General features: G+C 67.6%; 9 protein-coding genes. 4 read left to right on the top strand and 5 right to left on the bottom strand.

Features of this window, described 5'->3' with window-relative positions:
* Positions 1-32: 32 nt before the first annotated feature.
* A complete protein-coding gene (locus NBG84_RS17545) occupies positions 33-1256 on the bottom strand; it encodes an LCP family protein (RefSeq protein WP_285367045.1) in 1224 nt (407 codons plus the stop codon).
* Positions 1257-2073: 817 nt separating this feature from the next.
* A complete protein-coding gene (locus tag NBG84_RS17540) occupies positions 2074-2826 on the bottom strand; it encodes a TIGR03089 family protein (protein WP_250920418.1) in 753 nt (250 codons plus the stop codon).
* A gap of 136 nt (positions 2827-2962) precedes the next feature.
* Here NBG84_RS17540 and NBG84_RS17535 point away from each other — a divergent pair, with 136 nt between their 5' ends.
* From NBG84_RS17535 to NBG84_RS17525, 3 genes are all read left to right on the top strand, one after another.
* A complete protein-coding gene (locus NBG84_RS17535; protein ID WP_250920417.1) occupies positions 2963-4348 on the top strand; it encodes a peptidoglycan recognition protein family protein in 1386 nt (461 codons plus the stop codon).
* A gap of 98 nt (positions 4349-4446) precedes the next feature.
* On the top strand, positions 4447-5529 hold the full coding sequence (manB, locus tag NBG84_RS17530) for a mannose-1-phosphate guanylyltransferase (RefSeq protein WP_250920416.1): 1083 nt from the start codon (positions 4447-4449) through the stop codon (positions 5527-5529).
* Positions 5530-7159: 1630 nt separating this feature from the next.
* Complete coding sequence (locus tag NBG84_RS17525) at positions 7160-8131, top strand: DNA-3-methyladenine glycosylase family protein (RefSeq protein WP_425608654.1); 972 nt, start codon at positions 7160-7162, stop codon at positions 8129-8131.
* A gap of 43 nt (positions 8132-8174) precedes the next feature.
* Here the strand turns inward: NBG84_RS17525 and NBG84_RS17520 are convergent, their stop codons facing one another.
* The 3 genes from NBG84_RS17520 to NBG84_RS17510 all read right to left on the bottom strand — a co-directional run bounded on the left by NBG84_RS17520 (position 8175) and on the right by NBG84_RS17510 (position 11049).
* A complete protein-coding gene (locus NBG84_RS17520) occupies positions 8175-9476 on the bottom strand; it encodes a coenzyme F420-0:L-glutamate ligase (protein WP_250920415.1) in 1302 nt (433 codons plus the stop codon).
* A complete protein-coding gene (gene cofD, locus NBG84_RS17515; RefSeq protein WP_250920414.1) occupies positions 9473-10429 on the bottom strand; it encodes a 2-phospho-L-lactate transferase in 957 nt (318 codons plus the stop codon). Before cofD ends, NBG84_RS17520 begins: the two co-directional genes overlap by 4 nt.
* Before the next feature lie 119 nt (positions 10430-10548).
* Entirely contained in the window at positions 10549-11049 is a 501-nt protein-coding gene (locus NBG84_RS17510) for a cysteine dioxygenase (protein WP_250920413.1), read from the bottom strand.
* A gap of 700 nt (positions 11050-11749) precedes the next feature.
* On the opposite strand from NBG84_RS17510, the gene NBG84_RS17505 reads away from it, so the two are divergent.
* Entirely contained in the window at positions 11750-12013 is a 264-nt protein-coding gene (locus NBG84_RS17505) for a WhiB family transcriptional regulator (RefSeq protein ID WP_006348971.1), read from the top strand.
* The last annotated feature ends 855 nt before the right edge of the window (positions 12014-12868 follow it).

Below are 12868 nucleotides of genomic sequence, written 5' to 3'. Positions count from 1 at the left end.
CATGGAGACCGGACGATGGTTTGGTCATTGCTTTACTCGCACATGCCCTCCGCGGCGTTTGTACCGGTGAAACTTGGGCTGGGAGTCGGACTCGCCGAGGTCGATCCCTCCGGCTTTCGACTCACCTTGTCAGTTTTGTCACTCTCGTCCCGACTGTCACGGGGAAGTACCGTGATGGGAGTGTCCTCGCGAAGCTGCTTGAACAGCTCACGAGCATCTGGCTGTACCAGTTCGTCACGATTCCGGTTGGCCGAATATGGTTGTCGCGGTACGGTGAGGAACTGGACTTTCTCGGTCGGAATGCGCTCTACAGCCTTGGCAAGGTCGTAGAGATCCCGCAGCGAGTCCAGACCCGGGTCCGTGGTCAGCGACTTGGTCGCCGCGTCGAGCACGGGATAGAGCTTGGTGAGATTGAGCAGTACGCCATTGCTCTGCACCTTCTTGACCAGGGCTCCCAAGAACCGCTGCTGACGCTCCATGCGTTCGGTGTCACTGCCATCGCCGAGTGTCTTGCGCGCCCGTACGAAACCGAGCGCCTCCTCACCGTCGAGAGTCTGTGGGCCCGCCTTGAGCTTGAGCCGGGCCGCCTTGTCGTTGATGGGCTCCTTCAGGCAGACCTCCACGCCGTCCACCGCGTCGACCATCTTCTTGAAGCCCCGGAAGTCCACCACGATGTGATGGTCGATGCGCACCCCGGTCATCTGCTCGACGGTACGGATCGAACAGGCCGCCCCGCCGAACATGAAGGCCCAGTTGAACTGTGCGAACTGCTTCTCTGAGCGGGACCCGTCCGCCTTGCGGCAACTGGGAATCGTCACCATAAGATCGCGTGGGATCGACATCGCGGTCGCGCTCTGCCGATTCGCCGCGATGTGCAGCAGGATCGCGGTGTCGGCGCGCTGGCTGCCGGCCTCATCCCGACCGTACTCGCTGTTCCCCTTGCCCGCGCGCGTGTCGGAGCCGAGCAGCAGGATGTTCTGCGCGTCCAGCACGAGCGGAGTGGGCCGCTCCTTCTCATACGTACGCAGTTCAGCCGCGGCGGTCGTATCGGTGGTGATGTTGGCGTCGAGCTTTTTGTAGAACCACCAGGCCGCACCGGATGCGGCGAGGAGCACGAGCGATGTGCCAAGTGCGGCCCAACGCAGCCAGTGACGCTTGCGCTTGGGCGGTTCCGAGCCGTCGACGCCGCTCTGGGACTCCGTGACCGTGGTGGTGTCAGGGGCGACCTTGGGCTCGACGGCCAGGGGCGTCAGCAGAGCGTCCGGGGTGGAATCAGTGGCCTCACCCGCCCCGGCGTCCGGTGACCCCGGACCGTCGCCGGAGCGCTCAGCGTCCTTACCTGCCGCGTCCTTGCCCTCGGCGTCCGTGTCTTCAGCGCTCTTGTCTTCAGGGTCTCCGTCTTGGGGATCTTTGCCTTGGGGGTGCGCAGAGTCTTCGAGGTGGGCAGATCCCTCGGGGTGTTCGCGGGGGGTGTCGCCGCTGCCGTGGGCGACCTCCGAACCTTCCACCGCGATATCCGTGTTGGGGGTACCAGCCGTCCCGTTCGCCGCGTCGCCGGGAGGACCAGCGGCAGCGGTGGTCTCGGCCTGGTCGCTGGGCGGGGTGTGATCGGCCGATTCCGCGGAGCGGACTCCGGGGTCGGCGTCGGACTCCCCGTCCCCTACCTGGGGCGTGTCCGCGGCGGTGTCCGCTGCGGCGCCGGAACGGGGGCTGGCCGCAGGGTCCGACTCTGCGTCAACCTCCGCCTCGGTGTCCGCGGAGGCAGTGCTTGGCGGCCCGGATTCCTCGCCGGCCGCTGCGGAGTCGGTCTCCGCATCTGCTGCGCGCTCGGCATCGGCGTCATGAGCCTGGCCGTCCGATCCGGTCGGCGCGCCGGCACTGTCGGTCACGTCTGCGTCCATCCTTCATGGCGTCGGCGGCGCGCTGGACCGCCGATCGCAGGACTAGACGGCTGAACCTCGCGCTTGGTTGTGCGTTGAAACTTGCGTTTCGCCGATCATCTACCGGAGTTGAGGGCACGGGCCGAGGGACCCGGCCCGGGTGTGGGCCACCTGGGTGGACCGCCAAGGCTTGTCATACCGCAGTGTTGGTGATCCGCTCGCTTTCGATCCGCTGAGTGAGACCGTCCGGCGGCAGTTGATCCACATGTCGACACAGCACCACCGACCCGCCGACCGCGAGGGGACCGAACAGACCGGCTGACAGACCGGCCCAGCTGTCATAGCCCAACCCCGACAGCAGTCGGGAGCCGCTCTTCAGCCCCAGCGACTCGGCATCCGCCCGAGCCCGGTCGACCAACTCCGTACCGCTCAGCTCCAGACCTCCGACCACCAGCGCGGGCTCGTCAGGATCGACCGGGGCGTACGGCGCGAAGCGGTCGCCCTGGGACGGAACCTCCACCGCGTAGTCCGAGAAGCCCGCCGGGGTTTGCGCGAACCGTCCGCCCATCGGTCGCAGCGCCAGAGCCACTCGCTCGCCAGGACATGACCGGGCTTCCTCAAGGGTGTCCGGACCACTGACGACGAGGTCCGCCTTCGCCGGGTCACCGCCCACATCCACCAGGGCTCCGACCGAGGAACACGCGAGCAACCAGACCGCGCTCTGCCAGTGCGCGGGCAACAGCAGCGCAAGGCGGTCGCCCGGCTCCGCGGAGAGATCGCCCTGGAGGAGGTTTGCCGTCTTTGCCACCCAATTGGCGAAGGTGGCGACGGACAATTCGACGCGTTCACCGGTGGCATCGTCGTAGAAAGTGACCAAGGGGCGGGTGGGATCCGTGGCAAGTGCGGATCGCAGCAGGTCGGCAGGGGTGCGGTCGATGGCATTCATCGCGGCAAGCCTACGCGTAGGGCTTCTCGGCCTAGCCGCCGTACCGCCGTACTAGTGAAGGAGTACGCCGGTTGGACCGACGCGGCGTCAGTTTTCCGCCGCGCAGCCTCGACAACTACAGACCAAAATCACCTATATGCGTGGATTTCCTACTTCCTCGATCGGTGCCGCCGCCTGCGCGGCACTCGTCCTTCCGCTCTCGATTTCGCTCACCGCGCCCGCGTCGGCCGAGCCGCCCCCGGTGGCCCCGCCCCACATCGGGCCCGCCCTCCCCGGGGGCGTGGCGGCCTCGGACTCAGGCGTAGCGGGCCGCTCCTTGAGAGAACCGGACCCCGGAGTGTCCGGCTCGACCCGCTCGCTGCCTCTGTCCCCGGCGATGAACCGCTCCCTCGGACCGACCGGTGAGCGAGGGCTACGCAAGGTGGGTATCCGTCCGTTCTCCCTGGTCGGCGTGGTCTGGGACGACCCGGCGGCGGAGCTGGCCGGAACCGTCCAAGTCCGTACCCGGCCGCTCGCCACGGGCAACTGGTCCCGCTGGCAGGACGTCGAGGCACACACCGACGGCCACGGCGCTGACCCGGGCACGGCCGAGGGCGCGTCAGAGCGCACTCGTGGGGCAACCGCGCCCCTGTGGGTAGGCGCATCGGACGGGGTGGAGGTCCGGGTACGTCCCACTGACGCGCACTCAACGCCTCTGCCGGACGGAATGCGGCTTGAACTCGTCGATCCCGGAGCCGATCCGACCGCAAACGGACCCGTACGGTCGAGGGCTGTCCCGGCCATGGACGAGCCGGCCTCTCCGCTCATCCCCGACGCGTCGTACATGCCGGACCTGTCGAGTGTGTGGGACCTTCTGGGCGGGCCCACCGCCCCGGCCCCGCCCGCGCAGACGGCCGAGGCCGCCGCGAAGTCATACATCGGACCGCGGCCGAAGATCATCACCCGTAAGGGGTGGGGTGCAGACGAATCCCTCAGGGAGAAGGGTTTCGTCTATACGAGCACGGTCAAAGCCGCATTCGTCCACCACAGCGCCACGGGTAACAGCTACACCTGTAAGCAAGCACCCTCGGTCCTTCGCAGTATCTACCGCTACCACGTTGTGAGCACTGGCTGGCGAGACTTCGGCTATAACTTCGCCATCGACAAGTGCGGAAACATCTACGAAGGGCGGGCTGGAGGTGTGAATAAGCCCGTGCTCGGTGCCCACACACTGGGTTTCAACACCAACAGCATGGGAATCGCGCTGCTCGGCACATACAGTCACACCAATCCGCCCGCGGCTGCCGTGACCGCGGCTGCCAGGCTGACCGCCTGGAAGCTCGGGGTGTTCAAGCGCAACCCCAAGGGCAAGGTGACGCTGACTTCAGGGGGGAGCGGCAAGCACGCCAAGGGCAAGAAGGTCAGCTTCTACGTCATTGCGGGGCATCGGAACGCCTTCCTCACTGACTGCCCGGGCTCCCGCCTCTACGGCAAACTCGGCGCCATCCGGACCGCCTCAGCCGGCTACCAAGGGCGCAGCTGATCCGGAGACGCACCACCTACGGCATATCCACCGCACAGAATTGCCGGCCTCGAACGAGTGACCACTCCGGCCTTGAACAGGAAGCAGAGACGACAAAGGTGACAGAAGCGATCCTCCTGGTCGGAGGTAAGGGCACGCGACTGCGTCCGCTCACCGTCAACACGCCGAAACCAATGGTTCCGGCTGCGGGCGTCCCCTTCCTGACCCATCAACTGGCGCGCGCTCGCGCGGCCGGTGTCGACCACATCGTGCTGGCGACCTCCTATCTCTCCGAAGTCTTCGAACCACACTTCGGTGACGGTTCATCACTCGGCCTCAGCTTGGAGTACGTCACCGAGGACGAGCCCCTCGGCACCGGTGGCGCGATCCGCAATGTGGCCCAGCGGCTGCGGTCAGGGCCGGACGATCCTGTCCTGATCTTCAACGGAGACATCCTCACCGGCCTGGACATCCGCGGGCTGATCGACACCCATACGACGTCGGGCGCAGACGTCTCCCTGCATCTGACCCGGGTGACCGACCCACGGGCCTTCGGGCTGGTACCGACGGACGACAGCGGCAGGGTGACCGCGTTTCTGGAGAAGCCGCAGACTCCAGAAGAGATCGTCACCGACCAGATCAACGCGGGGGCCTATGTCTTCCGCCGCTCGATCATCGACGCCATCCCGACCGGCCGTCCCGTCTCGGTGGAGCGGGAGACCTTCCCCGACCTGCTGTTGGCGGGCGCTCATCTGCAAGGCATAGTCGACTCCACCTACTGGCTCGACCTGGGCACCCCCCAGGCGTTCGTCCGCGGCTCAGCCGACCTGGTCCTGGGGCGCGCGCCCTCACCGGCGGTCCCGGGGCGCTGCGGTGACCGGTTGGTCCTGGAGTCCGCGTCAGTGGCACCGGACGCCAAACTGACCGGCGGAACGGTGGTGTGCGAGGGCGCCGTGATCCACTCAGGCGCCCGCATCGACGGCAGTGTGATCCTCGCGGGGGCGGTCGTCGAGGAGAACGCGGTGATCACCTCCTCACTGATCGGCGTCGGCGCGAAGGTGGGGGCACGGGTGGCGCTCACCGGAGCGGTCATCGGTGACGGGGCTGTTGTGGGCGCGGACAACGAACTCCGCGACGGCGTAAGGGTGTGGTGCGACGCGACCCTCCCGCCGGGGGCGGTGCGTTTCTCCTCCGACCAGTAGGTGGGGTCTGGGTTTTGGTCTTGGCCTTGTGCTCTTGGGCTGGGCGTACCCGTTCTTGTGGTGTTCACCTGGGGTGGGGGGTTCCGTCCTCAAACGCCGGGGGTCCCCTTGGCGGGGGGCCTGAGGGTGGGGTCTTGGGCTCTTGGGCTGGGCGCGCCTGTTCTTGTGGTGCTCACCCGGGGTGGAGGGTTCCGTCCTCAAGCGCCGGACGGGCTGGGGTGGGGCCTTGGCGAGGGGCTTGTTGTGGCTTGGGCTGCCTGCGCTGGAGCCCTTGGGCACCTGCGCTGGGCGCGCCCGCTCCTGTGGTGCTCACCCGGGGTGAAGGGTTCCGTCCTCAAACGCCGGACGGGCTGGGGTGGGGCCTTGGCCAGGGGCTTGTGTTGGCGGGGCCGGTGGTGGTGTGGACCTTGGGATTCCCGTCTTGAGGGGTCTTGTGTTTGCTGTGGTTGGGGGGTGCTATCGGGGGTGACTCCTCAGCGTCGACGGCCTGAAGCGACTCCGAGCCGACAAGGGAGTCTTGCCGTCGATCGCTTCCGGGGACACCCCCTGCGCGCCCCCATCCGACACTTGCACCTCTTGGCCAAAGGCTCCTGTCCCCTGAAGTAGCAGGGCCCGCCTTAAGGCTCCTGATCTCAGCAGGGAACCAGGGGCAGGTGCTGGCTGTCCTGAGTGATCGTCGCGGTCGTGCCCTGCGCACAGGGGGATTGTCTGGTGTCGCTCTGGTTGCTTGGACCCCGCTGGGGCAGTACTCAAGTTTTGGACGGCCTGGCGGTCTGCATCTGGCGTTCATCCCGAGGCATGAGTCGGGAGGGCACTGGAAAACACAGGCCCGCCACCCGGCACCCGGCCCCACTCGTGACAAACAGTCGCCCTAGACACCCAAGAGGACACCTCGGTAGGAGAGCGCCAAGAGCTCCTCGCAGGACACCAACACGGAAGCACGCTCCCCTGGTTCCTCCACAGGGTGGGGGCCTGAGGGCAGGGGATGTAAGTCTCGGCGTGGGGGCGCGCAGGGGGTGTCCCCGGAAGCGATCGACGGCAAGACCCGCATGCCGGATCAAAGGACCTTCAGGCCGTCGACGCTGAGGAGTCACCCCCGATAGCACCCCCCAACCCCAACAGGACAAGACCCCACAGCCCGAGCAACCCAAGGCCCCCACCCCAAGCGACCCCAGCAACAAGAAGCACCCCTCGCCAGGGCCCCGCCTCAGCCTGTCCGGCGTTTGAGGACGGAACCCTCCACCCCGGGTGGGGATCACAAGAACGGGCGCGCCCAGTGTGGGTGCCCAAGGTCCACACCACCACCGGCCCCGCCAACACAAGCCCCTGGCCAAGACCCCGCCCCAGCCCGTCCGGCGTTTGAGGACGGAACCCTTCACCCCGGGTGAGCACCACAGGAGCGGGCGCGCCCAGCGCAGGTGCCCAAGGGCTCCAGCGCAGGCAGCCCAAGCCACAACAAGCCCCTGGCCAAGACCCCACCCCAGCCCGTCCGGCGCTTGAGGACGGAACCCTCCACCCCGGGTGAGCACCACAGGAACAGGCGCGCCCAGCCCAAGAGCACAAGACCCCACCCTCAGGCCCCCCGCCCAGGGACATACCCTCGAAGCACCAGCTACCCCGAGGACCCCCCGTGTCAGGCCGCTTCACTCCGCGCCCACCTAGCACCCCCCGTGCCCGCGTTCCCGCGCCGGGTGTCTCAGGGCTGAGTCGGGGCTGGGTGCCTCCCGGTGTTCTTGATCTTGGTTTGGTGCTCACTCCGCTGCGGCGCGGACCCGCTGACCCCACCTATCGCTCGACGCCCGATGGATCTTTCTGGCGTACCTGTCGTACTCCCCAGGGTCCCGGGACGATCCGGATCGTCGGGCGGGCGGGGCGGGTCGAGGCCGAGGCGTGGGGGGATGGGGCGGAGTGGCTTTTGGATGGGCTGCCCGCGCTGTTGGGGGGCGGGGATGAACCGGACGCGTTCGTTCCTCGGCATCGGCTCGTTGCACTCGCTCGGCACCGTAGGCCCGGGCTCCGGCTGACGCGGACCGGACTGGTTCTGGAGTCGCTGATTCCGTCGATCCTGGAGCAGAAGGTCACCACGGATGAGGCCTATCGCGCCTGGCGGCTCCTGGTGCGGAAGTACGGTGAGCCCGCCCCTGGACCCACGCCCGGGTTGTCCGTGATGCCTGAGCCCCGTACCTGGGCGCTGATCCCGTCCTGGGAGTGGCATCGCGCAGGCGTGGACGACAAGCGGGCGTCCACCATTGTGCGTGCGGTACGGGTGGCCCGTCGGCTGGAAGAGGCCATCACGATGGCCCCGGAGCAGGCCCAGCGGCGCTTGGAGGTCATCCCCGGCATTGGACCCTGGACCTCGGCGGAGACCGTCCAGCGCAGCCATGGGGCCCCCGATGCCGTCACGGTGGGTGATCTGCATCTACCGGGCATCGTCGGCTATGCGCTGGTTGGCGACCGTGACACCGACGATGCGGCGATGTTGGAGCTCCTCGCTCCCTATGCGGGGCAGCGTCATCGCGCCGCCCGGCTGATCATGCTCAGTGGTCGGATTCCGCCGCGCCGCAAACCCAAGATGCCGCGCGTCGACATCGGGCTGCTCTGACCCTCCCAGAAGCATCCCACGGGCCTGAGTCGTGCCGTTCGTGCTATCGCACCGTGATGAAGTCCGAGGCTTCCCGCGCCGGCCGTTGCCTGGGGGCCGCAGCCGCGTGCCCCACGGCCACCGCGCCCATGGGGTCCCAGTGATCGGGTAGCCGGAGGACCCTGCGTACGACATCGGGGCAGAACATGGTCGATGACACCCATGCCGAGCCCAGTCGCTCACCCGCCAGCGCCACCAGGAAGTTCTGTACGCCCGCGCCGGTGGCAACGACGAACATCTCGCGTTCGGCGGTGTCGCGCCGGGCGTCTCCGTAGTGGTGCGAGCCGTCCATGACGAGACAGGGCACGACGAGGTAGGGGGCCCTGCGCAGCACCTCACCTCGGCGGACACGCTTGGCGATGGATTCCTCGGACTTGCCGTCACGCCGTAGGTCGGCGATCCACGCGTCGCGCATGGCGTCGAGCAGTTCCTCGCGGGCGGTGGCCGTTTCGAGCAGGACGAAGCGCCAGGGGGTGGTGTGGTGCGGCGCGGGCGCGGTGACGGCGGCCGCGACCGCTCGGCGTACTGCGTCGGGGTCCACCGGCTCGTCGGTGAACTCCCGTACGGTGCGGCGCTGAGTGACCGCCTCCCGGACCGCCTCGGACGTCCCCAGGCGGAACATGTCGTCGGCCGCCGATCGCACGATCGCCCGGGCGGAGTCCTCGGACGACGACTGGGGGCCGACCAGGTGTCCCAGGCCCCGGACGACGGCTACGGGTAGCCCGTCCGCCTTCCCTTTGACCAGGTCGCCCGCGGCGGCGAGTTCATCGGCGACGGCGACGACGGTGGCGCTCAGTGGGTTGCCGTGGGCGTCGGTCCCGCCGCGTAGATCGTCGAGGACCCGCACACCCGCGGCGCCGATGGCGACATCGGTCAGCCCATTGCGCCAGGGCCGCCCGAAGGTGTCGGTGACGATCACGCCGATCTCCACGCCGAGGGTCTCCCGCAGCCCGTCGCGGATCGTCCGGGCCGAGGCGTCGGGGTCCTCGGGCAGTAGCAGTACCGTCCCGGCGGGCGTGTTGGAGGCGTCCACACCGGCGGCGGCCATCACCAGCCCCTGGCGGTTCTCCACGATCCGCAGGGGACCGCGACGTGCGACCACGCGTACGGTCTCCGCGTCGATGGCGCTCTCGCGATCGCGGGCCGCGACAAGGCGTCCCTCCGCCTTGCTGACGATCTTCGAGGTGACCAGGAGGATGTCCCCGTCCACCAGCCCGGGCTCGGCGCTGGCGATCAGCTTGGTGAGATCGTCGCCGGCCGCGATCTCGGGTAGCCCGGGCAGCGCGCGGACGGTGTACGACGTCATGCCTGGACCTCCTGGGCCAGTGCCAACGCCTGTCGGGCCATCTCGGCCGCCGCACTGGTATCGGTCATCATCAGCGGCACGGCACGGCAGCGAATGCCAGCGGCCTCCACCTCACCGACGGTGCCCGCGTCAACGGTGTCCACGAGCCAGCCGTCGAGCAGCCCCGAGCCGTAGTGCGCGGCGACGGCGGCTGCGGTGGCTTCCACGCCCACGGCCGCCAGTACCTTGTCCGCCATCCCCCGCACGGGGGCGTTCCCGACGATCGGCGAGAGCCCGACGACCGGTACGCCCGCTTCGGCGATGGCTTCTCTGATTCCGGGTACCGCCAGGATGGTGCCGATGCTGACGACGGGGTTCGACGGCGGGAAGAGGATGAGATCGGCCGCTGCGATCGCCTCCAGCACCCCGGGTGCCGGCTTCGCCTGTTCGGCCCCGACGGGCACGATCGCCTCCGCGGGCACGGACGCCCGCAGCTTCACCCAGTACTCCTGGAAGTGGATGACCTTGCGTTCGCCGTCGACCTCAACGGCGACATGTGTCTCGACCCGGTCGTCGGACATCGGGAGAAGCCGAACACCGGGGCTCCAGCGTGAGCAGAGCGCCTCGGTGACCGCGCTGAGCGGGTAGCCGGCGGACAGCATCTGTGTACGCACGATATGGGTCGCGAAGTCGCGATCGCCGAGGCCGAACCACTCGGGTCCCACTCCGTACGCCGCCAACTCCTCCTTGACCCGGAAGCTCTCGTCCGTACGCCCCCAGCCCTGCTCTTCGTTGATGCCGCCACCGAGGGTGTACATCACGGTGTCGAGGTCGGGGCAGACCTTGAGCCCGAACAGATGGATGTCATCACCGGTGTTCCCGATCACGGTGACGTCCGCCTCTGGCGCGGCCTGCAAGAGACCGCGAAGAAAACGGGCGCCACCGATACCGCCGGCCAGAACCACAATGCGCATACAGAACAGTGTGTCAGGCGGAGCCTGATCGTTTGTGGGGTGGTGGTCGGGTGACGGGTGGGGGTGTCAGGCGGGGCCTGATCGTTTGTGGGGTGGTGGTCGGGTGACGGGTGGGGGTGTCAGACGGGTACTCCGCCCTGAGTCGCCGGGGAGCACTGCGCGGTGTACATCGACATCTCGGTCAGACCCGGGAAGTAGATGTGCAGGGAAACGGCGGGTTCGAGCGAGTCATTGACCACTTCGTGTACGTAGCCGGGGGCGAACACCCGCTGTGAGCCGGCGACCAGCTGTTGGGACCCGCGGCCGGTGCGCTCGGTGAGCTGCCCTTCGAGGAGGGTGAGCACCCCCGAGGACTGTCCGTGGTCATGCAGGCCGCTGCTCTGTCCCGGTACCCACGACAGCAGCCACACCTCATGGCCCGGGCCCGTCGAGAGCCGGTGGTACCAGCGGCTGGCTGCGTCGTACTCGATGAGATGGGCCCATCGGCCGCGGTCAGCGGCGATGGACCGAGCGAGCCCCACGAAGCCGGAGACCGTGGAGGGATGCTCCGGTGCGGGGGGAAGGAGGTGCTGCACGGCGAGGATGTCGCCGGCGATCTGGAGGTCGCTGTCGCTGTTCATGGATATGTGGGTTCCTCGGCAGAGATCGGCAGAGAACGATGCGCAGATGTCGCAGGGCGCGGGCCAATCGGAGAGTCGTATGGGACCGACTGGGCCAAACGCAGAGAAAGCCGGAGCGCTAGGGCATCAACAGCTGGAACAGCAACAGCAACAGCGCGCCTGGACAGCGCTGCGGAACCCGAGTGCGGGGATCGCGAAAGGCGCTGAGGTGGCTGGCATGTCATCCAAGGTGCCGGGTTCGCCTCTTTCATGTCAACTCAATGACCGATTTGGCGGCAATGTTTCACCTCAATCGGCTACCGAATCTAGAGGAAAGGTTTGCTCAGCCGAGGTCGCGGACACATGCGGCAGCAACCGCGCTCACCGCGCCTGCCGAGTTCGTGGACGTCACGGCGGCCCTGCGATCGGACTGTGATCCGGATCGCTTCAGCGGCTCGATCGCAACAAGATCGAACCCGGTGTCGTCTCCTCTGGCGAGGGGGGCACGCACGAGTACGGACCAGGCCACTGGCAAGTGTCAGGTTTTTGGTGATTTGAACACTTTCCGCATAGCCTTGGTTCCGCAGAGTGAATACCGGGGCCAATAGCAGATCCCGGCTTGACTCGCCCGGATGCACACACTTGTAATTCCACTCGTGTCGTTCGGCCAATATCGATCACGGCAACATCACGGGGACGCAAAGACAGACGAGGGGCGCACATGACCGAGCTGTTCGAACAACTGCTGGTCGAGGACGCGGATGACGAAATCGGCTGGCAGGAGCGCGCGTTGTGCGCGCAGACCGATCCCGAGTCCTTCTTCCCCGAAAAAGGTGGCTCAACCCGCGAGGCGAAAAAGGTCTGCCTCGCCTGTGAAGTCCGTTCAGAATGCCTTGAGTACGCACTTGCCAACGATGAGAGATTCGGTATCTGGGGAGGATTGTCCGAACGGGAACGGCGGCGACTCAAGAAGGCTGCCGTCTGATTGACCGAACGGATAATCCGATCTCGACCGAACAGCACATACGGGTATGGATGATGGTCCGCCACCCGCGTCTCCAACGGGTTCGGCGGACTGTTCTCCCTATCCACTCCTGAGCATTTTCCGATTTCCCCAGTGCCCGCACCACTGGCTCCTTCCGCACTGCGATACGCCATATCTGATGGATCGTGAGCGTCATGGCCGTCAGCGCGTGGCCACCTACCGACCCGGCTCCCGTGGGGACCCCCGGGTCCGATCGCCGACCCGGGCTGCCCATCCGGCCCCCGGTGCTCACCGATGCCTTCTGCGCGACGGCTCGCGACCCGTGCCAGGGCCCTGCGCCTTCGGCGATCGCTCGCCGAGCCCCGGGATCCGTTGGCTCGGGAAGAGTCGCCGTTGGACCACAGACCCCTGAACTCGCCGCGCCCACTCCCGGCGAGGACTGATGGCACGGCGAGGTTCCCGCCCGGTAGCGCACGGACCTGCCGAGCGTCCCTACTCGCGAACCATGGCTCGTCGGACCGATCGCGCTTGCGCCAGATGGGCCCATCCAGACTCACCAACGGGTGGGGAGCGCGAGGGATACGGGTTCCTCTTCGTTGACCGGGAGTCCTACGCTTCCGGTGCCTCAAACTGACCATCCCCCTCCTGCATCCCCTACGCCTTACGCGAGCCGTACCGCTCCAGACATCACCGCTCCAGACATCACCGCGCCGGGGCGCCGCGCCGCGTCATTCGCTCGGGGGAGCGGACGGCTGACGGGCCGGCACCTGCCAGGGAACCAGCCGTCGCTGGCAGTGCGCGGGCGCCGTTCCCGCCCGTACTCGGCACCTCGGGTGCGGCCGCAGCTGGCGCAGC

Source organism: Streptomyces albipurpureus, assembly GCF_023701525.1.
GTDB lineage: Bacteria > Actinomycetota > Actinomycetes > Streptomycetales > Streptomycetaceae > Streptomyces > Streptomyces albipurpureus.
The sequence above is the reverse complement of the archived record's forward strand: the minus strand, read 5'-3'. Positions and strand labels throughout refer to the sequence as shown.

Excerpts from the sequence above, each read along its gene's own strand:
- NBG84_RS17535 (WP_250920417.1), top strand. The coding sequence starts at position 2,963 with ATGCGTGGATTTCCTACTTCCTCGATCGGTGCCGCCGCCTGCGCGGCA.
- NBG84_RS17505 (WP_006348971.1), top strand. The coding sequence starts at position 11,750 with ATGACCGAGCTGTTCGAACAACTGCTGGTCGAGGACGCGGATGACGAA.
- NBG84_RS17520 (WP_250920415.1), bottom strand. The coding sequence starts at position 9,476 with ATGACGTCGTACACCGTCCGCGCGCTGCCCGGGCTACCCGAGATCGCG.
- NBG84_RS17510 (WP_250920413.1), bottom strand. The coding sequence starts at position 11,049 with ATGAACAGCGACAGCGACCTCCAGATCGCCGGCGACATCCTCGCCGTG.
- cofD (WP_250920414.1), bottom strand. The coding sequence starts at position 10,429 with ATGCGCATTGTGGTTCTGGCCGGCGGTATCGGTGGCGCCCGTTTTCTT.
- NBG84_RS17540 (WP_250920418.1), bottom strand. The coding sequence starts at position 2,826 with ATGAATGCCATCGACCGCACCCCTGCCGACCTGCTGCGATCCGCACTT.